This is a genomic window from Paenibacillus mesotrionivorans (assembly GCF_046098205.1).
Lineage (GTDB): Bacteria > Bacillota > Bacilli > Paenibacillales > NBRC-103111 > Paenibacillus_AR > Paenibacillus_AR mesotrionivorans.
Genome location: NZ_JBJURJ010000022.1, coordinates 23209 through 48182 on the forward strand (window position 1 = coordinate 23209; position 24974 = coordinate 48182).

The window sequence follows — 24974 nt, forward strand, 5'->3', positions numbered from 1 at the left end:
TATAAATTGAGGGGGTACTTGTCGAATATAGAGCAACAGACTCGATTTATGTCATTTCCTTCATGCCCCGGTACCTATTGACACACTGAAAAATTTTGGAAACTTTGTGGTGCTTTAGCCTCCGGTGGATTCAACTCCTCCTGCCTACCCGCCGTATCAAACAGCATCTTCTTGCGGAATTCATTAGGGGAGCATGCCTTGAATTTGCGGAACATCTTGTAGAAGTGGGCCATGTTGGACATCCCCACCTCTTCCCCGATCTGGGAAATGCTCAGATCCTTGGTAAGCAGCAGCCGCTCGGCCCGCCTGATTTTTTTGAGGGTAATATAATCCACGAAGGAAATCCCCATGGTTTTTTTGAAATACTTCACAAAATAATGGTAGCTCATATTAGCCAGCTTGCAGGCTTCCTCCACCTGGAGCTTGTCGCTCAAGTGTATATCGATGTAATCCAGAACCGGACGCAGCCGGATAATGTCGGAATTCTCCCGGGACGGGATGACCTTCCGTGAATCCGCGCGGAGCAAAGATAGAATGATCTGCTTGATCTGGATGCTGATGGCGATTTCGTAGCCGTCCTGCTTGGCCAGAAATTCCTCGTTGATGGATTGGATGCAGCGGGCAACCGTCTGCCGTACCTCATGGTTTTCCTGGAATATGTAATTCAGCCTGCTAAGAGGGACGGAAGGATCGGCAAAGTAGCGGTAATAAGGCAAACCGCTGTTTTCCAGATGCTCCTGGATATCAAATTGAAACACCAGATAAGAGCCGTTGTCGCAGGGATAATCCGTGTGCAGCTCATTAGACCCGATAAGAATCAGCTCTCCGGGCTGCAGGACAACGGGGGTTTCGTTGAGATAGAAGCCGTAGCGCCCCTGGAGCATCAGAATCAGCTCGATTTCCTTATGGTAATGCCAGCGCGTCACCTTCTGGTACGGCTGGCAGGAACGGACGGCATCAAAAATTTTCACCGCCAAAAATGGATGCTGGTACTGTATATTTTCCCGAATAGATTCCATAAGCGCCTCCGCATTCAAACCCTGTTGTTCTTTATTGTAACATAAGCATCCTGCGGAATAATACGGAGAAGCCTGAAGCGTTTTCTTTTCTGCCCTGCATTGTCCATTTTCCAGGAAATGCACAAGAATGTCCGTTCTCTTCCTCCCGGAAGCCTGCTATAATTAGAGCATGACAGACTATTACGGAAGAGCAATAAGCGGAGGACAGCGTATGGAAAGGCGTTTTGTGGCTGAAGCGGTTATGCTTGCGATATACGGCCAGCTCCTGGTGCCGGCTCAGCCGGTTGAATATGTAATGCCCTACTCCAGCCTGATGGAGCTTTATGATTTGTTGGAAAGTCCCGAGCCCATTATGTCTATGGAGGAGGATGACACCTATGTGCGCACATACATTAAGGGCCTGATCGGCTTTTTCGAGGAGCCCTTGAACAAGAAAAAAATTGAGCGCGCCTTGGTTTCCCCATGGAAAAAAAGCCCTGGTCTTCTTGTGAACCAGCGGGTTACCGTGACGGTGGTATATGCTCTGGAGAATGCCGAATACGGGGAGAGGTTTGATCCCATCGAGACCGATCTGATTCTTCTGTCTCTAAGAGAAAAGCTGCCTATTCTTACAGATCAGCTGGAATTTGTGGATAAGGTGATTCACGCCTCCATACCTGTGCAGGTATTCGACATTGAGGATTTCGATTATGCCGTTGAAGCGGATGTACCGATGGAGTTTTAGAAGAAAATCCCTGGCCCTGACAGTTATGTCAGGGTTTAATTATGCCCCGGAACCGCCTGTAAGCAGGCTTTCCGGGGTTTTTGATTTTTTCCGCGGCCCTCACTCAGGAGCGATTACATTTCGTTGTAAAAATTACCAACGAAATAAAGTGTTGTTGTATACAATCGAATATTGTCGAATCAAAACCTTACATGATATGATGCAAAATATAATCATTATAATTTTTTAACAATGATAAAAATGGAGGTGGTTCCAGCTTATACATTCTCCACCCACTGCGGCACATACATAAGACTACACCATGATCGATGAAACCCGGCCCGGATTTTAACACAACCACTAATCACCTGATGAAGGAGCATGCCTCTATGAAATGGTTCATGAATTGGAAAACGTCCACTAAGCTAATCTCCGCCTTCGTCCTTGTCGCCATTGTGGTGGGTATCGTCGGATTGTATTCCATCCGCAATCTGGGTCTGATGAACAACAACAGCAAGCAGCTGTACAATAATAACCTGATGTCCATCCAAACCTTGTCCGAAGCCCAAATCTCCTTTTTGAACGTGCGGGTTCTGACCCGGGATATCGCCACTGCCACCGCTAAGGCTGATAAAGACCGCATGAACAGCGAGGTGGATGCCTTAAACAAGAATGTACTGAAGCAAATTGAGGTGTACCGTCCATTGGCTACAACGCCGGAAGAGCTGGCCGTTTTGAAGGAACTGGACAGCCTTATCGGGCCGTATTACAAAATGATGGAAACCGGCATCGAGTTGGCTTACAAAAGCGATATTTCGGAATTCCAGCAGTATCTGAGCACTACCTTGGCGGTGGAGGGCAACAAAATCCGCGACCAGTTGGATAAGCTTATGGAAGTCAATGTGGAGCTGGGTGATAAAGCAAACGATGCTTCCCTTCAAACTTATACTGATTCGCGGAATATAACCGCAGCTCTGGTGTTGGCCGCTCTGATCATCAGCATCCTCCTGGGTTACGTGATTTCACGCCTGATTTCTAAACCCCTGAATCAAATCGTCACCCTTGTCGGCCGGGTATCCCAAGGGGATTTGCGGGACGAGGCCGATATTCACACCAAGGATGAAATCGGCCAGCTTGCCGACAGCATCAATGCCATGATTTATAATCTGCGGAGTCTGATCGGCGGTATCATGCAGTCCTCCCAAAGTGTGGCCGCCGCCTCGGAGCAAATCTCCGCCAGCACCCAGGAAATCGCCAGCGGCAGCACTACTCAAGCACAATCTGCCCAGTCCATTTCCGCAATGTTCAGAGAGCTCACCCTTGCCATTAATTCTGCCGCCCAAAGCGCGGAGGAAGCGGCCGAGCTGGCGGACAACACTGTGCAAACAGCCAACCAGGGCGAAGGCATCGTCCGAGCCTCCGCCTCCGGCATGCAGAATGTGAATGCCTCCATGAGCCTGTTGGAGGAGGACTCCCGGAAAATCGGAGCTATTATCGAGGTCATAGACGATATTGCCGACCAGACCAATCTTTTGGCCCTCAATGCAGCAATTGAAGCCGCCCGTGCAGGAGACCAGGGCCGGGGTTTCTCGGTGGTTGCCGACGAGGTCCGCAAGCTGGCCGAACGGAGCAGCGAGGCTACGAAGGAAATTACCTCCATCATCAAGGCCATGCAGGAAAATACACGGCAAAGCGTTTCCGCCGTATCCGAAAGCGCTGCTCAATCCGAAGAGATGAAGGAAGCCTTCCGCAACATTATCCGCACCGTGGACAACTCCTCCCAGAAGGTGAATGAAATCGCCGCCGCCTGTGAGGAAGAGGCCGCCCAGGCCTCCAGCGTGATGAGATCGGTGGAAGCCATCGCCGCCACCAGTGAAGAGACGGCTGCGGCCTCGGAGGAAACGGCTGCAACCTGCCAATCCCTTGCACATCTTGCCGACGAGCTGAATGTCTCCGTGTCCAAATTCAAAATCTAACAGATTCGGGTGTGAGCTTATGGCTACCGTTCAGCAGGACCAATATATCGAAATGACCGTGGGCGGCGAAAATTACGCCATTAAGATTGAGGATATCCACGAGATTATCAAAATGCAGGCGATTACGGATTTGCCCCACTCCAAATTTTATGTAAAGGGAATCATCAACCTGAGGGGAATGGTGGTTCCGGTGGTAAGTCTGCGCAATATGTTTGGGATGGCCGATGAGGCCTATACCAAAGCCACCCGGATTGTGGTTGTCCATCACCAGGAGGAAGCCGTGGGCATTATAGTCGATCAGGTCAATAAGGTGACCACATATCCGGAGGTACAGCCGCCGCCTGTTCAGATGGGCAGTGTGAACGGTGCGTTTTTTTCGGGCATAGGGCTCCGGGGACAGCATTTGGTCGGCATCCTGAAGCTGGATGAAGTCCTTCTGCAGGAATAAGGAAACGGGAGGCACAGCATAATGGAGGATCTTTCAGCCTACCGCGAAGCATTCATTGGAGAAATGGTGGATCAGCTGGAGCGTATGGAGCATTATCTGCTTCATTTGGAGCATGATACGTCCGCGGATACCATCCAATCGATTTTCCGCACCGCCCATACCATTAAAGGTTCATCCGCCGCCATGGGCTTTGATGAAATGAAATCCGTCACCCATGAGGTGGAGCATCTGCTGGATATGGTGCGCAGCAATAAGCTCCAGGCAGGCCGCAATCTGGTGAATCTGCTGTTCGAGGCCTTGGACCATCTGAAGCTTTTGCGCGACGAGTATATGGGGGAATCGGCTTTTTCGGATATTGCCTTCCTGCTGGTCAAGCTTCGGGAATTTGTGGACAATACCCCTTCCTTGGAAACCCCTAAAAAAGAGCTGAAGGAATTGACCGGGCTGACCCTGGAGCAGTCCCTCCGGCTGGAGGAAGCCCGGGAAACCGGGTGCAGCATCCTAAAGGTGCAGATGTCCCTCAGCTCCGGCTGTATCATGAAGGGCGCCCGCTACTACCTCATCATGCAGGATGTGCAGGCAAGATTCGGCGCTGTGCTCTATGCCGATCCGGCAGCCTCCGAGCCCGGAGCCGCATTCGATGATGAAGCGGAGGAAGCTTACAGCCGCGCCGTGTTTCTTCTCGCCACCCGGGAGAATGCGGAGACAGTGGCGGCCGGCTTGCGCGCCCACTCCGATGTGGAGTCAGCCGCAGCGGAGCTTTATCAGCCGCAGTCTTCCAGCGGGCCGAAAGCCTCTGTCCCCGCCTCCGCTGCCAAAGAGCATCCGGTCTCGGCGGAGGAGAAGCAGAATAAAGGCCCGCAGACCATACGGGTTAGTGTAGAACGGCTGGAGCATCTGATGAACCTGGTGGGGGAGCTGCTGATCGACCAGACCTCACTGGCGCAGCTGAAGCAATCCGTTACGCGTTCCCACCGCAATGAGGAGTTTGTGGAGCGGTTGGGGGATATTTCGGACCATATTTCCCGAACGGTCGGAGAGCTCCAGGACAGTGTGATGAAGGCGCGGATGCTGCCTATCCGGCATCTGTTCCAGCGGTTCCCGAGAACGGTCCGGGATCTGTCCCAGAAGCTGGGCAAGGAAATCGAGCTGGTGCTGGACGGAATGGAAACCGAGCTGGACCGGACCGTGATTGAGGAAATCGGGGACCCGCTGATCCACCTGCTCCGCAATGCGGTGGATCATGGCATTGAGATGGCGGACATCCGACTTGTCAACGGCAAACCGGCGAAAGGTACGGTACGCTTAAACTCATACCATGAGGACAACCAAGTGATTATTACCGTTGAGGACGACGGCGGCGGAATCCGTCCGGAGGCCATTCTGGAATCGGCCCTGCGCAAGGGGATCGTGACGGAGGAGGAGGCAGCCCATCTGTCGGACCAGGACGCCATTCACCTGATCTTCCGCCCCGGCTTCTCCACTGCCGCCCAGGTCAGCGAGGTGTCCGGGCGCGGCGTGGGTATGGATATTGTCCGCAGCCAGATCGAACGGCTGAACGGGATGATCCACATCGATTCCCGGCCCGGCACAGGCACCCGCTTCACCATCCGCCTCCCCCTTACACTGGCTATTATTACAGGATTGAAGGTGAAGGTCTCCCAACGGGATTATATGATCCCGATGACCAACGTCGTGGAGATTGTCCGGGTGTTGGACAAGGACATCAAAACCATCCAGGGACAGAGTGTACTGGTCATCCGCAAGGAAACCATCCCCCTGGTCTGGCTGAGTGATGTGCTGAATTATGAACGCCCCCTCAAGCTGAAGAAGCATCAGCCCATTGTGATTGTCGGTTCGGCCGAAAGGAAAATCGCCTTGGCGGTGGATGAGCTTCTTGGCAATCAGGAGGTTGTGATTAAGACGTTGGGCAGCTACCTGGGCAAAATCCCCTATGTAGCCGGAGCCGCTATTCTGGGCAACGGCCGGGTGGCGCTGATTGCGGAAATCTCCTATTTGTTCCAGATGCTCAAAGGATAACAAAAAGCTCTCCGGCTGAATGAACAGCAGGAGAGCCTTTTTGTTTTTTTATGACACCGATGCGGGTTCAGAGGGGTTCTATTCCGCAAGCTGCTGCTGCCTTTGGTGGCACTACACTCTGTGCGCGGCTTTTTACCAGCGAAGCTAAACTCGAAAAATCATATACAAATTTCCTGATTGTTATAAAATACCCTTTTGTACTCGATTTTTCATATCAAATCTTCCCATTCCGACCCAGTAACCCGATTTATAGTTGAAAAATCGTGTTTAATCCATCACTTCAGCCTGATTTGCCCATTTTATATATGAAATTTCATGTTTGGGTGTAAACCGGGAGGGGAGTGTAGCTTGCCAAGTAGGGTTTCGTCCGATTTGTCGGACAGCCCCTTGCTGTTCTATTTACTCGCCCATAATCTGCTCAAACCATTCCCAGCCGAAGCCTACATGCTCCGGCTTGTGGGAATCGGAGCCGTACACAAGGGGAATTCCTGCCCCGCGGCACTGCTTCAGAAACCACTCCGGCACATACGGCTTACCGCAGGTCCCCACCCGGAGACCGGCTGTATTCACATCGAGGCCGAAGCCTGTTTCCGCCAGCAGGGGGAGCAGCTTCTCCAGCCTGCCGCGGATGAAGCCATCCTCTAGAGGCGGAAGCACATTCTGGAATTTCTCGATCAGATTGATGTGTCCGATGCGTACTCTGCCCGGCAGACCTGCCGTTTTGGCCCATTGGATCGCCTGCTCCACATGATCGTAATATTCCGCCGCCACCGCTTCCATAGTCCCGTAGTAGTCAAGCAGCCCCTCGCGGAAATCCTCCGACGTAAAATCGATGCAGCGCATACCGCCTTTACCGGGCAGGTAATGGACCGACACGACAATATCCTCCAGGGTGTTCAGCCAAGGCTCCAGCATCGCTTCGGAATACGCGGCAGCGCCATGAAGGTAATCCACCTCCAGCCCTGCCGGAATATCGATAATCCCCGAATAACGCTCCTTCATCTTCCGCACATAGCGGAAATATGCCGGAAGCTCGGCCAGGGGCATGGCCAGCTCCTCCATCAGAGCCGGATTATCGATCCACCCCTTGGGCAGAGGCGGATGCTCCGTTATGGAATAGCGCTGGAAGCCCTGCTTCACAGCCTCTTGTATGTATTTTTCCTGTGGTTCCGGGCTGCCGTGCCTGCAAAAGCGGGTATGGGTATGTCCGTCCCACTTGATCATAGGCGTTTCTCCGGCAGGGGCAGCCACTTCAGCACATCCTGGATGCGGTTATCCCAAATCTCCCAGCTATGGCCGCCAGGCCCTTCCGCGTAGGTAAGCTCCAGGCCCTTCTCCTGCACATGGTCGCGGAACCGGATATTGGGGTCGTACAGGAAGTCCTCCGTGCCGCAGAACTGGTACAGCTTGGGCTGCTCCTTCCCGGAAGCGGCAAGCTCCGTTGCCAGCTGGAACAAATCCGCCGGTGTGCCGTCAATTCCCCCGTAATTTCCGAACAGCCATTTGAACTCATCGCCGGGATGGGCCTGAACCGCCCACTTCACATCCATCACCCCCGACAGACTGGCCGCGGCGGCGAAGCGGTCGGGATGGGTCAAGGCCAGCTTCATGGCCCCGTAACCTCCCATGGACAAACCGGCGACATAGTTATCCTCCCGTTTATCCGACAAGTGGAAGAAGGAACGGGCAAGGGCCGGCAGCTCCTCGCTGACGAACTGCCAGTATTTGTGGCCATTGGGCATGTCGGTATAGAAACTCCGGTTCACCGCAGGCATCACCACCGCCAGTCCCAAAGCGGAGGCATACCGCTCAATGGAGGTGCGCCGCATCCAGATCGTGTGGTCGTCGGACAAACCATGGAGCAGATACAGCGTGGGATGTTTGCCGCCCCGCTCGGCGGATTCCATGCCGATCTGGTTTTTGGCCACCTGGGGCAGGATCACATACATGGACGCCGAGACGCCCAGGGAATCCGAGAAGAAATGACAGTCCATAAATGCCATGGGATTGCAGCTCCTTTTGGATAGAGGAATAAATGAAAAGTAGTCTCTACGGCAGCACGTACACAATGATAGCAAAAAAATGGCAGATGCTCCCGCCCAGCACAAACAAATGCCAGACGGCATGGTGGTAAGGAAAGCTGCGCCACACATAGAAGATGGTGCCCAGGGTATAGAATAATCCACCGGCTACCAGGAGAATAACCCCGCCCTGCGCCAGGTTATGGGTCAGCGTATTCCAAGCGAATACAATGATCCAGCCCATGGCGATATAAAAAATGGTAGAGGTGAACAGAAACCGTTTGGTGAAAAAGGCCTTAAAGGCGATACCCGCCAGTGCGATGCCCCACACGATGCCGAACAGGGTCCAGCCCAAGGGTCCGCGGATCACATTAAACAACAGCGGCGTATAGGTGCCGGCAATAAACAGATAGATGGAGGAATGGTCGAAAATCTCGAACAGATCCTTGACTTTACCCTCGGGAAAGCTGTGGACCAGGGTGGAGCAAGTATACAAAATAAGCATGGTAACGCCATAGATGGTGAAGCTCACCACATGCCAGGCGCTGCCGTCCAGACTGGCGAATACCACCAGCAGAACCAAAGCCGCGACACTCAGCAAGGCGCCAATTCCATGGATAATGGCATTGGCGATCTCTTCGCGCCGGGTATACACATGTGTGTTTGCCACTGCAAATCCTTCCTCTCCATATGCTTGATCCTACCCATTATACTCCAATCCGCAGCCCAAAAGCACCCTTCCGCAGAATAATGGAACCCGTTGCTTTTGGTTCCATCCGCACCTATCATATAGATATTGCGGCATTCGGCCGAAAAATCTGAGGGTTCCGGGGTGTTGTTGGATGTGGTGGTTATGGATTGCCCTGCCGCTGGCTGCGATAGCTGTGGCGTTTGGCGTAGCCTTGTGGCATTTTTCCGACAAGGTGGTGCAGATCAAGGTTTGGGATGCGGAGCGGATCCTCCGGTTCGAAGCAGACAGCGGTGTACTGGACTTGGCCTATCTGGAGGCGCTTCCCAAGGAGGACGTGACAATCACCTCTCCCTATGGGTATGCCCTCTCCGGCTGGTTCATTCCCTGCGGTGAGGACAGCAATAAAACCGTGATCCTGGCACATGGCGTAACCCGCTCCAGATTGTCCTCCATCAAATATGTGGAGCTGTTCCGCAAACGGGGCTATAATGTGCTGGCTTACGATCACCGCCGGCATGGTCAAAGCGGAGGAGCCTCCACCACGTACGGCTTCTATGAAAAAGAGGATCTGCGCGCCTGGGTGGATTGGGTGTTCCGGCGTATGGGCCCCGGCGCGGTGGTGGGCACCCACGGGGAATCCATGGGCGCCGCTACCGTGCTGCAGCATGCCGCCACCGATGAGCGGCTGCGGTTCTGCATTGCGGATTGCCCCTACTCGGATATTATGGGGCAGCTGGTCTACCGGCTGAAGGTAGAATATCCGGGAGTTCCCGTGTCCCCCACCATACCGCTGGTGGCGCTGCTCTGCCGGCTGCGCACCGGAGTGCGGCTGGATATGGCAGAATCCTTGCGCAGTCTTCCGTTGGCGGCTACACCGGTGCTGTTCATCCACGGCCAGGAGGACAGCTACATCGAGAAGCGGATGACCGAGGAGATGTTCCGGCTGAAGCAGGGGACGAAACGGCTGTACCTGGCTCCGGATGCGGACCATGCAGAAGCATATATGAAAAACCCCGACGAATACGATCGTATCGTCGGGGAGTTTTTGGAGGAAGCCGGAGTATAGGCGAACTGCAAAAGTGCAGTTATTTTCCGCCAGAGCGGTTCAAGCCGCCGGTTCGCCTGCAAAAGTGCAGTTATTTTTTGTAGAAAACCCGGTTGGCCGGTTACGGAGTGAATTTAGCTGCACTTTTGCAGGAAGAGGCTCCCATTGGAGCCCTCCCGGCTAAAATAGCTGCACTTTTGCATTTGGGCAGCTTGGGCCGGGCTGGTTCGGAGCCATGGAGCGTCCGCCCCCTCCGGCAGGCCAAGCCCCCGCGCAGCAAAAGGTGTATCTTGCGGCGGTTAAGCTTTACCCCGTCCGCCCTGGAGCGCCGGCTCCTCCTCTGGAATCGGTGTATACCGCCCCGGCCAGAAGGACCATTTGCCGAGAATCCGGGTCAGGGCCGGCACCAGGAACGGTCTTACCACAAAGGTGTCCAGCAGCACGCCGATTGCGGTAATGATCCCGAAGTGAACCAGAATCTGAATGGGCAGGGTGCCCAGTACCGCAAAGGTGCCGGCCAGAATCAGGCCTGCGGAAGTGATAACCGAGCCGCTTTCCATAACGCCCTCCCGGATGGCACGGGAGAGGGGCATGGTGCGGCTTTTTTGCCAGATGCCGGAGATCATGAAGATGTTGTAGTCCTCACCCAGCGCCACCAGGAATACGAATGCATAGACGGGAATGAAGCCCTGGATGGCGTCGGCGCCCAACAGATAATGAATGACCAGCCAGCCCAGCCCCAACGCCGAGAAATAGGACAGGAGCACGGTGGCAATTAAATACACCACTGCAATGATGGACCGCAGGTACACCAGCAGCAGCAGGGCAATCAATATTATGACCGCCGGAATAATAACCGAGGCATCCCGGTCACCCGTCTCACGGGTATCATATTGGGTGGCCGTTTGTCCGGAAATCCACACCTTGTCACCAGGCTCCCCTATGCCTGAACCGCCCAAAGCCTTCTCCATGGCGGTATAAAATTGCGGAATGGTGTCCATGGCCTCAGCCGAATACGGGTTCATGTTCAATTCTACATCATAAGCGACGAGGGTAGGGTCTGTTTTGCCCGCTACCGGATCGGACACCTTGCTGACGAAAGGCAGTGCCTTCAGCGCCGCTGCACCGTCTACCTGCTTGCCGTCAGTATCCAGCATCACCTTAATAGGCGCGAGCTCACCGGGGCTGAACTGCTCGGCAATTACCGCAAAGCCCTGGCGGGATTCCATGTCCTCCGGAAACGAAGACAGGGTATCAAAGGTGTAGGAGATGCGCGGCGCGAAGGAAGCGAGCACCCCCAGCAGGATAAATGCAGATAAGGCGACGGTCCATGGCTTTCTGACAATCCAGCCGCTGAAAATATTGCTGTACGGGTGGGGATGCCGTGCGGGCGGAACGGGCTTGCCGGTGCGGGCCGCCCTCTCCTCCTGCATCTCCCGGGTCCGCGGGATGAAGGGATAGAAGGAGGTCCGGCCGAGCACAGCCAGCAGCGCGGGCACCAGCGTCAGGCTGGCAATGCCCATAACCAGAATGGACAGGCTGAACGGTACCGCAAACCGGTGATACGCTCCGTATTTGGCCAGAAGCAGCGCCAGAAGAGAAAGCACGACAGTAAATCCGCTCATGGCAATGGCGCCCGAGGAATCGCTGATGGCGTTAAGCAATGCCTTGCTCTTGTCCTTTTCCTCCTTCAGCGTCTGCCGGAAGCGGGCGATCAGGAAGAGGCAATAATCTGTTCCGGCGCCGAACAGGAGCACCGTCATAATAGACATGGCCTGGGAGTCCACCTCGATCCAGCCCATGGAAGCAATCCAGCCGATAAGGGGATTGACCACTGCGTAAGCAAAGCCGACACCCACAATGGGGATCAACGCGAGGATCGGCGAACGGTAAATCAGGAGCAGAATAACCAGCACCAGGAGCACAGTGCCGATCAACAGGGACACGTCCGCGCTTTTGAACAGTCCAACCGCATCCACCTGGATGCCGACAGGTCCGGATACCCGGGCGCTCAGCTCCGCACCGTCGGTTTTGGCGGCGAAGGGGTCGGCGCCCAAGAGAGCTGCTGTTTTTTCCTTCAGGGTTTCCAGATCGGCTTTAAGTGCCTCCGTATCCGACCCTTTTTGGAAAATGACGGGCAGCACCAGCGTGCTCTGATCCTGTGACAGCTGGCTGCGCAGCGCCTGAGGCGGCATTTTGTGCAGAGGCGGCACCACAAGCTGGTGGGTCAGAGGCGCCTGCTCCAATGTGCGGGTCACACTCTGGATGCCTGCCAGGTCCCCATCCTGCATCCCGCCGGAGCGGTGCCATACCAAAAGTGCGGGTACTCCGGCGTCACCCGGGAATTCCCGTGCGGCTAAAGCCTCGCTGACGACAGATTGTGTGTCCGCAGGCAGATTGGCCGCGTTGTTGTTTTCCTGGCTTTTGGCTGAGGGCAAGAGCATGCTTAATCCGCCCGCCAGCAAAATCCAGATTAGAATGGTTACCCATTTGGTGCGGGGCCCGGCTACCGTACGGCCGTATTGCTCCCATAAGTGCTTCTTGGACATGAACCAACGCTCCTTTGCCGATTGCGGCTTATAGCTTTCAAAGCTGCTTTTATTTATAATTAATACAACAATCCCATTATATATACCGACGGGTTAATTATTCAAGGGGAAGTGAAGGGTTTGGATCAAAAAAGAAAACGTCCTCCCGGACGTCCGCCGAAAAGCCCGGAGCCGCAGGCCGGAATCGAGGCACAGCTCCTGGAAGCGGCAGCGCGGCTGTTTATGGAGAAGGGCTATGAGCAGATCTCTCTGGAGCAGATCGCAGTCGACTGCCAGGTAACCAAAGCGACGATCTATTACTATTATTCCAATAAAGCGGTGCTGTTTACCCAAGCTGTGGTTCATTTGTTGGGTCGTGCAGCCGATATAACGCGCCTTATGCTGGCCGGCCCCGGAACACTGAAGGAGCGCCTGGTTCAAATCGCCACCGGACATCTGGCCGAAACCCGGCCTGATCTGATGACCATGCTGAAGGAGGCGGAGTCCCGGCTTTCCCCGGAGCAGGTGCAGGAAATCCATCACGCAGAGGGCCGGATCCACCACATCATGGCGGAGGCCTTCCGGGAGGCTGCCGGCCGTGGGGAGCTGAAGCCTCTTTCCCCCAGTTTCCTGGCCTTCTCCTTTTCCGCCCTGCTGATGCTGGGCAACCGTGCTGTACTGATGGAGCAGTATCCATCCGTACGGGAATCCGCCGAAGCGATTGTGGAGCTTTTTTTGGAGGGGGCTGCAGTTTAGGGCGTGTCTGAAAACTCGCTTGAGGGCACCTATTAACGCCTTTTCGCCCCTGACTTCGTTACTTGCCCTTGACGTACCCCCGGTACGCCTGCGGGCAAGTGCCTTGCCATGAACGAAAATTCGCTAACATTTGCTCCCCTCGGAGTTTTCAAACACACCCTAGGCCTTCATCAATCTGTGTAAACCATATAGAGCCGTCCGGACATTCAGCCCTATTCCATGGCTGCTTGTCCGGGCGGCTCTATCTTTTTTTGGTAGAGAAGGTATAGAAGCGTAAAATCCGGCCATGCTAGTAATCATACAGCTAGCCATTGCAAGATTCATAGATTATCTCATACCGGCGGTGTTCCGCTGGAAACCAATTCATGGAGGATGATGGATGCGATGAAACGCCACATGCGCTATACTCTGTTGCTGATGCTTCTCCTGAGTATTGTCTCCCCCAGCGGAAGCGCTTATGCCCGCCAATTGCTCAGCGATGAGGAGTGGGATGTTCATATTGTGCCGGCTGCCGCGGCGGAGGCTCACTCTGTAGACCTGATAACCATTGCTGACGAAACGGCGGCTCCGGCACCAAAAGTGGAAAACTTAACCTATGTCGTCAGTTCAGGGGATACACTCTCCAAAATCGCCGGCAGCTTCGGCACTTCTGTAGCAATGCTACAGGACTACAACGGAATATCCAATGCCAACTTTATCCATGTCGGACAAAAGCTCAAAATTCCCGAGATGCCTGTACCGCTTCTGGAAGGCAAGGAGCCGGTGATTGAACGGGTCCTCTCCACAACCCTTACCGCCTATACAGCCGGCGCTGAATCCACAGGAAAAACCCCCTCCCATCCCGAATACGGGATCACCTACAGCGGTGTACGGGCGGAGGAAGGACGTACGGTAGCGGTAGATCCCAAGGTTATTCCGCTGGGCTCCACCGTTTATATTGAGGGGGTAGGCATCCGCAAGGCGGAGGATACCGGTTCAGCCATTAAGGGGTCCAAAATTGACGTATTCATGAATGACGTGGGTGAAGCCCGTACATTCGGCGTCAAGCGCAATGTCAAGGTGTTTGTATTGGCTTCGGTGTAAGCCGCTGCACCCGGAATATGCCGCTGACCGGATAATGGTCGGAGGGATACCGTCCGTTATACTTGGAGCGGATCACATCCCCGTGCAAGGGCAGCAGGCCAAATCCGCCGAATAAATAATCGATAGGTTTGCCCAGCCGGCCGCCCAGGAAGCCATGATGAGTTTTGCCTGCATGCTGGGGGTCGGCGAAGGCATTGGCCAAAGGGCTGCGCTCCCCCTCCAGCTCATCCTCTCCCGAGAGGAAACGGATAACCGGATGCTCGGGCCCCGCGTTGAAGTCCCCGGCCAAAAGCACAGGAGTAGGCCCGAAGCGCTCCTGATGCTCCCGGATGGTCCGCCAGACCAGCAAGGCGCCTTGGCGTTTGGCGGTCCGTCCGATATGGTCCAGATGGGTATTGTACATAAGAATCGTAACCGCCGGATCCTTCAAAAGCTTCAGCTTGGCCCAGGTGCATATGCGGGGGAAGCGCGCATCCCAGCCGATGCTGCCCGGGACCTGGGGCTGCGGGGAAAGCCACAGCTGGCCCCATTCCAGGGGAACCAGCCGTTTCCGGTGGTAGAAGATGGCATTGTGCTCGCCGCCGCCATCCTTGTTCCGCCCTGTCCCCACGTAGCCGTATTCCGGCAATAGCGGGGACAGCTCCGCCAGCATACGCCCGGTCAGCTCCTGAAAGCCTACCAGACAAGGCTTTTGGGCGGCCACGGCCAAGGCGGCGCTCTCCCGGCGGAACACCCACGACCGGTGGAAATCCAGGAGCCGGCAGACCCGCAGGTTAAAACTCATAGCTGTAATTTTCACGGAGGGATAGTCATCCTTTCAACCGCATTCGTTCCCTTTATTATGAGCGTTATGCGGCTTCCGGCGCAACATGGATTCTGAACTCAATCGGATTTTCCTGTTCCCGCATATGCAATGGCGTCCATCTGCACCTTTAGTCCGGTGGGGCCGCCATGATGGGCGAATTCAGTAGAAATGGTTTTGCGCGCCGGGTACATTCCCTTGAATCTGCGCTTGAACACCGCCTCCATCACAGGAATATCCCATACATCCCGCAGAAGAATATCCAGTTTAACCACATGCTCCAGAGTTAGCCCTACCTGAGCAAGCCTGCCGTTCATATCATTCAAGGCGCCCTCCACCTGCTGCTCAACTGTTCCGCCCACATTGCCTACACAAAAACTGAGGAACACAAAACCGCCTGCCTCCACAATTTCGGAGTAGGCGTATTCCTCATTGATATTGCTTCTGACGATGCTTCCCTTGTTATTGGCCATGTTAATCCGCTCCTCTTCCCTATTATCCGCTCTAGGGATCTGTCCGACGGAGTGGTAGTGGTGAATAAATATTTATCAGGTTTCATTCCTTACCGGGAAGGAGTGTCTTGGATGCTCAAACACGTTTTGTCGGCCTTGATTGAATGGAATCTATAAGGGTTCAAAGCCGCCAAAAAACTCGCTCCCAAGTCAATCCTTCCCTCACAGTCATTCCACATAAATATTTATTCATTCTTTTAGTCAGACTCCCAACGGATGAGCCTATTATAGGAGAGGAATCCGGACAGCTGTATGTCGTTATTCGGCAGAACGGTACAGATTCACTATATCCCTGGCCCGGGATAGCAGCTCCTGTCTGACGGCTTCAGGCTCCAGAACCGTAACCCTGCCTCCCAGCTCCAGCAGCACACCGAACCAGCCCCGCTCGTTTTCCGGAAGGGAAAGCTCGGCCAACAGCGTATGGCCCTCAGCCGACCTGCTGATATGGGCAAACGGAAAGGACTCTTCCACCAGAATCCGAACCTCCGGGGCAAAAGCCAGCTTCATCCCCACGTAGGGACGCTCCTTCTCCGCTTCGGCCCACTGCTGCTCGGCCTGTCTGTGATCCCGGGAAACAGATTCCCCGGTAACGGTAAGATCGCGGATACGGGATAGACGGAACAGCCGGTAGGCTTGCTTTTCGCAGCAATACCCTAAGAGGTACCAGGCATGCCATTTGTACGTGAGCTGCATAGGCTCCACCAGCCGCCTGGTGCTGAAAAGCTGTACGTCCGTGTAGTCAAAACGGACGGCCTTTCCGCTGCGGATGGCCGCATCCAGGGCAGCCAGACGGTCCCCCGCCTCAACCCCCTCCCGCAATACACTCAAATCCAGCTGAAGCCGCTGCTCCGCAGCCGTACCGTCGGGAGCCAGAGAGAGCATCTTTTCCAAGGTCGCCCCCACCTCCCTGCTTTGGTAAGCGGAGCCAAGACCTCTAAGGGCGATTATCAGCTGGACATAATCCTCGGCACTGAACAGCTGCCGGTTCAGCTTGTAGGTATCCAGTATTCTGTAACCCCCGGCGGTGCCTAAGATAGAGGCTACTGGAACACCAGCCAAACCCAGCGTCTCCATATCCCGCTGGACCGTACGGATAGATACCTCGAAGCGATTCGCCAGCTCCCGGGCGCTGACCGTGTCCCGGTTGAGCAAATAAATCAGCATTCCCAGCATTCTGTCGATTTTCATCCGGCTGCTCCCTGTCCGGCGGGGATGGTTCTACAGCTCATGGACGGTGACCTCACTGCGGACCATAAACCGGGCGTTTACCCCAGCCTGGCCGATTCCTTTGGATATGTAATATGCCCCCTGCGGGGAACGGTGAAGCCCTTTGTAGATGCCCCGGGCCGGAAGCTCACCCTTGGGTTTGAAGCGGAAGAAAAAGGGAATATTCAGTTGTTTGCCATGGAGATGTCCCGACATGAGATAATCGTAGCGTTTCCCGATATGCGGGACCACATTGGGATCGTGGGTGAGGACGATAATGGTGTCGGTGGGTTTGGTCTGGCGGAAGGCCTTGCCGATTTTGCTGTGGCCGGTACCGAAATTGTCGATGCCAACCAGGGTGCAATCCGGCAGGCGGAGCGCTTCGTTGCGCAGAAGAGTAATGCCATAACGGCTGAGCAGCTCCAAAAGCCGGTTCATGCCGCTTTTCATCTTATAGTCATGGTTGCCCAAAACCGCATAAACGGGCACACCCGAAGCGGATATGACCTTTAGATAAGGCTCCAAGCGGGGTAAATACCAGGTTTTGCGGGTAAAATCCCCTGTCAGCGAAATCCAGTCCGGCGCCTCCTCCCGGATTGTCCGCTCCAGTCTGCGGGGGCTGATCCGCAGCTTCTCCACATGAATGTCGCTGATCTGCAGGATCTTCTTGTTCAAGCCGATGGGGTGGCTTATCCGTTCCAGCTTGAGCCATTGGGTAGGTACAATCAAAAAGCCGTATCCCGCCAGAGCGGCAGCCGCTCCCGGAATGATCCATTCCAGCATAGTGCGCCTCCTTCCCGCCGGTTGTTTGCCATATGTCCCGGGAAGGACCACCTTCAATAAGCCGGGGCCGGCATACATACAACCTCATATGTATATGCGTTGAATTCTATTTTACCGCAGGATTGGCAAATTCCCAAAGGAATGTTGCGGTAAAATCCCGTTTTGAAGGTCAGCTTTGCCATTTCGGCAGGCACTCTCTGCTTGCAGCAAATGCAATACACTTCTGTATGCATAGGACGGTTCTCCCCTTTTTCCGATATGTAGCCACCATGGTACAAATTATGGTATGATACGTTACGGATCAACATTTCCTCCATAATACGAAACATTTCGTATCATGTCAAATCTTTTTGTCCATTCTTGTCGGGGATTGTATAATGATTGCGAATTATAATATGCGGGGTGATAAATTTGGAGAACAATGCAAATAAACGGATTTTTGCTTTTATCGGGTCCTATGCGGAAGCAGAGGAAGATGGTGTGTATGTAGCCCTGTTTCACCCGGTGCATGGAGAAATGACCATCACCGACCGTATACAAGGGTTGAAGAATCCCACGTTCCTGGACGTTGATCCGGAAAAGCGCATCCTCTATGTGCTCTCCGAAGGCCAGACGGGAGGACGCAGCGGGGTGGCGGCCGCTTTTTCCATCGATCCGGAAAAAGGTCGACTGACCGAGCTTAACCGGGAACGTACAGTGGATTCCCCCATCTGCCATATCCAATTGGACAAAAGCCGCAAGTGTCTTTTTACGGCCAGCTACCACGGCGGTTTGGTCGGGGTGAATTCGGTGCTGGAGGACGGACGGATCGGCCCATCTGCACAGGTAATCACACATACCGGGTCCAGTATCCTTCCCGCCCAAACCCAGGCCCGGGCCCATTCGGTGTTTGTAGATCCCGACAACCAATTCGCAGTGGTGTGCGATCTGGGTATGGACAAGATCGTCAGCTACCGGATCAATCCGGAAGCGCCGTCGCTGACAGAGACAGCCTCGGTGGATCTGCCCCCGGGTTCGGGGCCGCGGCATTTTGCCTTCCATCCGGAGCTGGCGGTGGGTTACTCCATCAATGAGCTGAACTCCACCATTACGGTGTTTCGTTATAACCGGACAAGCGGTGCCCTGATACCGGTTCAGACCATCAGCACGCTGCCGGAGGATTTCGCTGGCGAAAGCGCCACGGCGGACATCCATATTTCCCGGGACGGGCGCTTCGTATACGGCTCCAACCGTGGTCATGACAGCATCGCTGTCTTTGCTGTAAGCCAGTCGGACGGGACACTGTCGCCGGTAGAGCATGTGCTCACCCAAGGCGGACATCCCCGCAACTTCGCGCTGTCGCTGGATGACCGGCTCTTGCTTGCCGCTAACCGGGACGGCAACAATATTGTGGTGTTTGAGCGCGATGCAGAAACCGGGCGTCTGTCAGCCAACGGCCGCAGTCTGGTGCTGTCCAAGCCGGTCTGCATCAAATTCGCCGACTTGTCGTAGGCCCGTTAGGGGATATGTAGTGGCAGCGCAAGAAGCCGGGCTTGCCCAGATGCCGCTGTATCGCGGAAGACGGGCTTGCTGGCGGAGGCTCAAGCTGCGTGATGCTGTATGGTGGCTTGTTGCTGAGATGTTAGTGGTGCGTGATGCTGTATGGTGGCTTCATTGCTGGAGATGTTTGTGGTGCGTGATGCTGTATGGTGGCTTCGTTGCTGGAGATGTTAGTGGTGTGCTGCTATATAGCGATTTTATGAGCGGGAGCCGTGCTTCCGCTCTTTTGTATGGGCAGGTTTTGACAAACTATGGTCTTAGGCTGTACTCGCCTCCACTGCGCGCTAACGGAACTCAGAAGCGCTTAGAGGGGGAAATCCGAGTATTTTCCAATTTAACGGAATTCAGCGACCGTTAGAAGCCTTTTTTGCATCCAATGGGAGCCAAAAAGCTCTGTAAGAGCTCCTGAGTTCCGTTAGGTTCCAAACACGCCACATTTCACCGGCTAAGGGCCGCTGAGTTCCGTTAGATTCCGGGCCTGGCCGTAGTGAAACTCAAACAACGCGAAACCCAAACAGCCCGGAATACCCCAACGGGTACCCCGGGCTCACCTCATAAGTCTACCTTACCCTTCATACTCTGCTCTCTCATAACGTCTTACCGCTTGCCTGCCCTGCCGGATGACGCCGCCCAGGGTTCTTCCTGCGCTGCTCTCCCCCGGTTCCAAGGGAATTACCGTCAGGCCCAGCATGGTATGGTTCAGCTTGTATAGAAGATCATGGGCCTTCTTCTTCCCGTAGAGGGAAATGTAGGGTTTGCCCTGGTAGCAAATCGCCCATTTCAACGGATACTTGCGGTCTTTCTCCGCAGTGGACAAGGAACGGTTGGACGGGTTGGTGTAGGGGCGTTTTATCTGCATAAGCTCACGATCTCTTCCCAGGACATGGTCAAACGCTCAATATCGTCCTCCACCAATTCGCTGCCGGTTTGCACCTCGATGATTTCCAGGTCGGTGAAGGCCCGGATGCTGTGTTTGGCCCCCACCGGAATCTTCACCACATCCCCCGCCTGCAGGCTGCCGATCCGGTCCTCCAGCACAAATTGGCCGCTTCCGGCGATGACCGTCCACACCTCGCTGCGTTTGGCATGGGTCTGGTAGCTCAGGTTTTTGCCGGCGGAGATGCAGATGCGTTTGGTCAGCACCTCCTGACCCTCGGGGAATTTCTTGAAATCCAGCACCCGGTATGAGCCCCACCGTCTCTCCTCGTACATGGGGCGCTGCTCCAGATGGCCGATGAGATCCTTTACCTTGGGACTGGCGTTTTTGTCCGCAACCAGAATGCCGTCCGGGCTGGCGGATACGATAATGTTCGATACCCCCAGCACCGCAATCGGAATGTCCAGCTCATTGATCATATGCACATTCTTGGAATCGCCGCAGATGGTGCCATTGCCAATAAGCGGAGCCTGGATTTCCTCCGTCAAGGTGTTCCAGGTGCCCAGGTCCTTCCACTCGCCTGCATAAGGAAGCACCACAATTTGCTCGGCCTTCTCCACCACCGCGTAGTCGAAGCTGATCTTGGGCAAACGGTGGTATTGGCGCAGCATTTCCTCGTAATGGATGGGAAGCCCCAGCTCCATCAGCAGGTTGATCATATAGTTCAGCTTAAAGGCGAATACGCCGCAGTTCCAAAGCGCCTTCTCCGCAATAAGCGCCTCCGCCTTTTCGCGGCTGGGCTTTTCGGCGAAACGGCTGACCATCATCACCTCAGAGGTATCGCCGCTGTCCGCTTCCGGCACCACATAGCCATATTTTTCCGAAGGGTAGGTGGGCTTCACCCCCATCAGCGCCAGGTCGGCGCCGGTGGCCGCTACCGCCCCCTCCAGCTCCTTGATTTTGTCGAAGAAGCTGTCCTCCACATAGGGGTCCACCGGAAGGATAGCCACTACTTCGTTCAGGGATACACCCTGAATGGAGTACAGGTAAACCGCCGCCAGGGCAATAGCCGGGAAGGTATCCCTGCGCTGGGGCTCCACAATGACGGACACCTCCGGGCCGATTTGGCTCTGGATCATATCCACCTGGCCTCTGCCCGTGGCAATGGAAGCGTGGCGGGCAAGACCCGCACGGCCCATCTGCCGCCATACCCGCTGGACCATGGACTCCATGTTCCCCTGATCATTTTGCAGCACCTTCAGAAATTGTTTGGATCTTGCGTCGTTGGATAAAGGCCACAGGCGTTTGCCTGAGCCGCCGGATAACAGGACCAGCTTCATGGCGGTTTCCCCCTTTAAGGTAGTGGTTGTATGTGGAGCATCATGGTTTGAGATTTGGTCGATAAGCTGACGCTATGCGTTGGACTCCGCTGTACCGAATTTCACCGGCACCACCCGTTTGCCTGTGGCATCCTGGACCACCTGCTCCAGCTCCTGGATAAAGCGGGTTTCCTCGAAGGCCTCCGCATGCTGGCGGATCTCCGCAGGATCAAACTGGTCAGAGTTGAAGGAACGGAGGACATCCGCCAAGGATTCAATGGTTTGTTCATCGAAAAACAGACCGTTCAAGCCGGGCACCACCGTATCCAGCGCCCCGCCCTTGCGGAAGGCGATAACCGGCTTGCCGCAGGCATTGGCCTCCAGCGGAGTTATGCCGAAGTCCTCGAAGCCCGGGAACAGCAGGGCCTGGCAGCGTTTCATGTAACGCTCCACCTCTTCGTCGGGAAGCCGTCCCAGGAAGGTGACGCTGGGGCCGGCAATAGCCTCCAGCCGGCTGCGGTCGGGGCCGTCGCCGATAACCACCAGCTTTTGCCCTGTATAGGAGCAGGCCTCTACGGCCAGATCGATGCGCTTGTAGGACACCAGACGGGAGACGATAAGAAAAAAATCCTCTGACTCCGGCTCCACCTGGAACCGGTTGACGTTCACCGGCGGGAAAATCACCAGCGCGTCCTTGCCGTAATGCTCCTCAATCCGCCCCTTAACCACCGTGGAGTTGGCAATAATCTGGGTGACCTTGCGGGAGGTGGCTTTGTCCCACAGCCGCAGGGGCATCACCAGCATCCGGGCGGCCGTCCGCACCAGAGAAGGCACCTTTACGGCTTCCATATAGCTGTTGAAATCCCAGGCGAACCGCATAGGCGTATGGCAGTAGCAGATATGCACCGCTCCTTCATCCACAGGGGCACCCTTGCCGTAGGCGCTGCTGGAGCTGATGACCACGTCGTAGCCCTTCAGGTTCATAGAGGATACGGCAAAGGGGTACAGCCAGAAAAACAGTTTAAAGCGTTTGTTCACGCCGGGAATACGCTGCATCCAGGTGGTGCGGATGTCCGCGTCCTGAAGCTCTGGAAGCAGCTTGTCCCGGTCCACGATGGTGGTGAAAATCGGAGCGTCGGGGTACATCCGGTGAAGCACACCCACCACCCGTTCGGCTCCGCCCATCTGGTTCAGATAGTCGTGGACAATGGCCACCTTTTGGCCTTTCCCGGCTGGGGCGGCAGGAGCGGGAAGGGCTCGCGCCTGGCGCTGAATGGCAGGCAGGGTGGCGTAAACCTCCTCCACCCGGGCCGCTGTCCGCTGGATGGTGAAGAGGGCCTTGACCCGGTCGGCAGCATTGCGCCCCATCCGTACCCGCTGTAGATCATCGGCCAAAAGACGGCCCGCCAGATGGACCAGCTGCTCCACATGACCGGTTTCGTACAAAAATCCGCTCTCCCCGTCCTCGATAATCTCCGGCACACCCCCGGCCCGGGTGCCCACAACCGGAACACCCTGGGACATGGCTTCTATGATGACCCGGCCGAAGGGTTCGTTGTCCGAGCACAGAAACAGCAGATCCGCTGCCGCACAAATCTCCATGACGTCTTTACGGAAGCCGGTAAACCGCACTCTGTGGGCGATGCCCAGCTCCTCCGCCCGATTGCGCAGGGCAATCTCATATTCGATGTTCTCTTGCCGGAACTTGGCCTCTCCGACAATCCACAAATATACATCGTGGCCGTTTTCCCAAAGCCGGGACGCCGCCTCAATGGCATCCTCCTGGCGCTTCCAGGGGGTGATTTGCCCGATAATGGCAGCCACCTTGGCCTTCTGCGGGGTGGACAGCTCCTCGCGGATGTTGTGGCGGTGATGGCGTTTTTCGCGCTCATTCATTTCCTTCAGCTCCACCCCGTTGTGGATCAGGTGCAGCCTTCCGGCCAGCGCCTTCCGGGCGAAGCCTTGGGTGACCGGTTCCGAGATGCCGATGACCGAGCTGCCCGACATCCAGGCCAGCAGATTGACCGCCTTGCCCATCAGTCCGCCAGGGGGCATATCCCGCACATGCCAGATCACCGGCAGGCCGTGATGCCAGGTGAACAACGAGGCCATCATCCCTGCCCGCAGGGAGTTGGCGTGAATCGCATGCACCTGTTTTTTGCGGACGGCACGGGAGAAGCGGAAGCCGGATTTCAGCATACCCAGCATACCCGCCGCCAGCTTCAGAGGGTTCTTGCTCATCCTGGCCCGGTAGCTCTCAACCGGCTCAACGGCGATATCAGCCTCCCGGGCCCGTTCCAGCAGTTCCCCCTCCGGGGCGAAAATCACCGGCGTGGTGTCCGTAAGATGACGCGCCGTGAGAAGAAGGCTGATTTCAGCGCCGCTGACATCGCTGGTGTGGTTATAGAACGCTACGTTCATAAACAGCCCCCTTTTCCTTTTCCTGCACTGCCTGTTCAAAAATGCCGCTAATGGCGGCGGCCGCCTTTTCCCATGTATAGTTAGCCAGCACAAATTCCCGGCAGGCTCTTCGCCCCGGTACAAAGCTGGAGCCGTTCAAGGCCGAAATGATCCGGGCCGCAATGGAGGCCGGCTTGTGGTCGTCGAACAGGAGCTCAGGCGACAGGCGCTCCAGAATTTCCTTGGTCCCTCCATAAGGCGTGCCCAGGACGGGTGTCCCGCAGGCCAGCGATTCTACCGTAACCAGGCCAAAACCCTCCAGGGTCACCGTCGGTACAATGCTCAGATCCGCCGCCTGATACCAGCGGACCAGGTCTTCATTGGAGACACGGCCCAAAAGCTTCACCGCCCCGCCCAATCCCTGCTGGTCGATCAGATCCTGCAAATGGCCCCGAAGCGCTCCGTCCCCGGCAATGTACAGCACCGTATCCGGCTCCGCATGGACCACGGCGGCCATCGCCCGGATCAGATTGTCGATGCCCATCCGGTTCACCAGCCGCCGGGCGGCGAACAGCACCTTGGCGCCGGGTTTAAGCCCCAGCGCTCTACGCAGCTCCTCCCGGTTGTCCGCCGGGCGGAACCGTTCGATATCCGGCGCCCCGGGCACAATATGGACCGCTTCGCCGGGAACTCCGTAATCCCGGGTGAGAATGTCCCGGAAGTATTGGCTCAGTACAATAAAGTGATCCGAACGCCGGTAGGACAGGAGCTCCACATTCTTTTTCAGCTGGTAACGCACCTTTTGACCCCAATCCAGACCCGCATCCTCTACCAGGGATTCCTGCGCCCATGGCCCGTGGAAGTGGGTCACAATGGGAATATGCGCCGGCACCATGTCCCGCGTCACCATCGAGCTGTACAGAGCGAAATGTGGGTTAAACACATCGGGCTGATGCCGCAGCAGCTCCGCCTTGGCTCTGGCACGGAAGGCCCTGGTCCGGGCCAGGGTGGACAACCGTTCCGGCTTATCCAGGACGTCCCGGATATAGGCGGGGGCGGCGATGTCCTCGCCGTGGGCGGTTACCAGCCCTCTTACTGTATGGCCGGTAGCGGCCATGGCTTCCAGATAGTCGGCAAAATACCGGTTTAACCCGCCAGGGGTGTGATTGATCCAGCCCATTCCCGTTGCCAGTATGTCCATGCTTTCACTGCTCCTCTGCAAAGTT

The 24974-nt window shown here is 55.6% G+C and carries 21 protein-coding genes; 8 read left to right on the forward strand and 13 right to left on the reverse strand.

What is annotated here, in order from left to right; all coding sequences use genetic code 11:
• Positions 1-74: 74 nt before the first annotated feature.
• Complete coding sequence (locus ACI1P1_RS26090) at positions 75-1019, reverse strand: helix-turn-helix domain-containing protein (RefSeq protein ID WP_416219444.1); 945 nt, start codon at positions 1017-1019, stop codon at positions 75-77.
• Between the two features lie 211 nt (positions 1020-1230).
• Between ACI1P1_RS26090 and ACI1P1_RS26095 the strand changes: the two genes are divergently transcribed.
• The 4 genes from ACI1P1_RS26095 (at position 1231) to ACI1P1_RS26110 (ending at position 6186) form a co-directional block, all read left to right on the forward strand.
• Complete coding sequence (locus tag ACI1P1_RS26095) at positions 1231-1743, forward strand: ADP-heptose synthase (protein WP_416219445.1); 513 nt, start codon at positions 1231-1233, stop codon at positions 1741-1743.
• Positions 1744-2111: 368 nt separating this feature from the next.
• Positions 2112-3698: a methyl-accepting chemotaxis protein gene (locus ACI1P1_RS26100; protein ID WP_416219446.1), complete on the forward strand. Its 1587-nt coding sequence runs from the start codon at positions 2112-2114 to the stop codon at positions 3696-3698.
• Positions 3699-3717: 19 nt separating this feature from the next.
• The gene (locus tag ACI1P1_RS26105; protein ID WP_416219447.1) at positions 3718-4146 is read left to right on the forward strand and encodes a chemotaxis protein CheW; all 429 of its coding nucleotides are present in this window, start codon (positions 3718-3720) and stop codon (positions 4144-4146) included.
• Positions 4147-4167: 21 nt separating this feature from the next.
• The gene (locus tag ACI1P1_RS26110) at positions 4168-6186 is read left to right on the forward strand and encodes a chemotaxis protein CheW (RefSeq protein ID WP_416219449.1); all 2019 of its coding nucleotides are present in this window, start codon (positions 4168-4170) and stop codon (positions 6184-6186) included.
• A gap of 399 nt (positions 6187-6585) precedes the next feature.
• On the opposite strand, the gene hisJ is transcribed toward ACI1P1_RS26110, so the two are convergent.
• The 3 genes from hisJ to trhA are packed head-to-tail and all read right to left on the reverse strand — an operon-like array spanning position 6586 to position 8877.
• Positions 6586-7410 (reverse strand): histidinol-phosphatase HisJ, encoded by an 825-nt coding sequence (gene hisJ / locus ACI1P1_RS26115; RefSeq protein ID WP_416219450.1) that lies wholly within the window; start codon positions 7408-7410, stop codon positions 6586-6588.
• Complete coding sequence (locus ACI1P1_RS26120; RefSeq protein WP_416219451.1) at positions 7407-8189, reverse strand: alpha/beta hydrolase; 783 nt, start codon at positions 8187-8189, stop codon at positions 7407-7409. Before ACI1P1_RS26120 ends, hisJ begins: the two co-directional genes overlap by 4 nt.
• 46 nt (positions 8190-8235) lie before the next feature.
• Positions 8236-8877 (reverse strand): PAQR family membrane homeostasis protein TrhA, encoded by a 642-nt coding sequence (gene trhA, locus ACI1P1_RS26125; protein ID WP_416219453.1) that lies wholly within the window; start codon positions 8875-8877, stop codon positions 8236-8238.
• A 172-nt stretch (positions 8878-9049) separates the two neighbouring features.
• Between trhA and ACI1P1_RS26130 the strand changes: the two genes are divergently transcribed.
• Complete coding sequence (locus ACI1P1_RS26130; protein ID WP_416219454.1) at positions 9050-9964, forward strand: alpha/beta hydrolase; 915 nt, start codon at positions 9050-9052, stop codon at positions 9962-9964.
• Between the two features lie 278 nt (positions 9965-10242).
• On the opposite strand, the gene ACI1P1_RS26135 is transcribed toward ACI1P1_RS26130, so the two are convergent.
• Positions 10243-12492 (reverse strand): MMPL family transporter, encoded by a 2250-nt coding sequence (locus ACI1P1_RS26135; protein WP_416219455.1) that lies wholly within the window; start codon positions 12490-12492, stop codon positions 10243-10245.
• A 120-nt stretch (positions 12493-12612) separates the two neighbouring features.
• On the opposite strand from ACI1P1_RS26135, the gene ACI1P1_RS26140 reads away from it, so the two are divergent.
• Both ACI1P1_RS26140 and ACI1P1_RS26145 read left to right on the forward strand, forming a co-directional pair.
• Positions 12613-13227 carry a TetR/AcrR family transcriptional regulator gene (locus ACI1P1_RS26140; protein WP_416219456.1) on the forward strand — a complete coding sequence of 205 codons (615 nt, stop codon included), beginning with the start codon at positions 12613-12615 and terminating at the stop codon, positions 13225-13227.
• A gap of 384 nt (positions 13228-13611) precedes the next feature.
• The gene (locus tag ACI1P1_RS26145) at positions 13612-14310 is read left to right on the forward strand and encodes a 3D domain-containing protein (RefSeq protein WP_416219457.1); all 699 of its coding nucleotides are present in this window, start codon (positions 13612-13614) and stop codon (positions 14308-14310) included.
• Here ACI1P1_RS26145 and ACI1P1_RS26150 read toward each other — a convergent pair.
• The 4 genes from ACI1P1_RS26150 to ACI1P1_RS26165 form a co-directional block, all read right to left on the reverse strand.
• Complete coding sequence (locus tag ACI1P1_RS26150) at positions 14282-15109, reverse strand: endonuclease/exonuclease/phosphatase family protein (protein WP_416219458.1); 828 nt, start codon at positions 15107-15109, stop codon at positions 14282-14284. The two genes, ACI1P1_RS26145 and ACI1P1_RS26150, sit on opposite strands and share 29 nt — an antisense overlap.
• Before the next feature lie 83 nt (positions 15110-15192).
• Positions 15193-15585 (reverse strand): RidA family protein, encoded by a 393-nt coding sequence (locus ACI1P1_RS26155; RefSeq protein WP_416219459.1) that lies wholly within the window; start codon positions 15583-15585, stop codon positions 15193-15195.
• Positions 15586-15882: 297 nt separating this feature from the next.
• Positions 15883-16812 (reverse strand): helix-turn-helix transcriptional regulator, encoded by a 930-nt coding sequence (locus tag ACI1P1_RS26160; protein WP_416219461.1) that lies wholly within the window; start codon positions 16810-16812, stop codon positions 15883-15885.
• Between the two features lie 30 nt (positions 16813-16842).
• The gene (locus tag ACI1P1_RS26165) at positions 16843-17613 is read right to left on the reverse strand and encodes a metallophosphoesterase (RefSeq protein ID WP_416219462.1); all 771 of its coding nucleotides are present in this window, start codon (positions 17611-17613) and stop codon (positions 16843-16845) included.
• Positions 17614-18024: 411 nt separating this feature from the next.
• Here ACI1P1_RS26165 and ACI1P1_RS26170 point away from each other — a divergent pair, with 411 nt between their 5' ends.
• Entirely contained in the window at positions 18025-19104 is a 1080-nt protein-coding gene (locus ACI1P1_RS26170) for a lactonase family protein (RefSeq protein ID WP_416219463.1), read from the forward strand.
• 613 nt (positions 19105-19717) lie between these two features.
• On the opposite strand, the gene ACI1P1_RS26175 is transcribed toward ACI1P1_RS26170, so the two are convergent.
• The 4 genes from ACI1P1_RS26175 to ACI1P1_RS26190 all read right to left on the reverse strand — a co-directional run bounded on the left by ACI1P1_RS26175 (position 19718) and on the right by ACI1P1_RS26190 (position 24949).
• Entirely contained in the window at positions 19718-20011 is a 294-nt protein-coding gene (locus ACI1P1_RS26175) for a hypothetical protein (RefSeq protein ID WP_416219464.1), read from the reverse strand.
• On the reverse strand, positions 20002-21369 hold the full coding sequence (locus ACI1P1_RS26180) for a sugar phosphate nucleotidyltransferase (protein WP_416219465.1): 1368 nt from the start codon (positions 21367-21369) through the stop codon (positions 20002-20004). Before ACI1P1_RS26180 ends, ACI1P1_RS26175 begins: the two co-directional genes overlap by 10 nt.
• Before the next feature lie 72 nt (positions 21370-21441).
• Positions 21442-23769, reverse strand: coding sequence for a glycosyltransferase family 4 protein (locus tag ACI1P1_RS26185; protein WP_416219467.1), 2328 nt, complete (start codon positions 23767-23769; stop codon positions 21442-21444).
• The gene (locus ACI1P1_RS26190) at positions 23750-24949 is read right to left on the reverse strand and encodes a glycosyltransferase family 4 protein (RefSeq protein ID WP_416219468.1); all 1200 of its coding nucleotides are present in this window, start codon (positions 24947-24949) and stop codon (positions 23750-23752) included. Before ACI1P1_RS26190 ends, ACI1P1_RS26185 begins: the two co-directional genes overlap by 20 nt.
• Between the last annotated feature and the right edge of the window lie 25 nt (positions 24950-24974).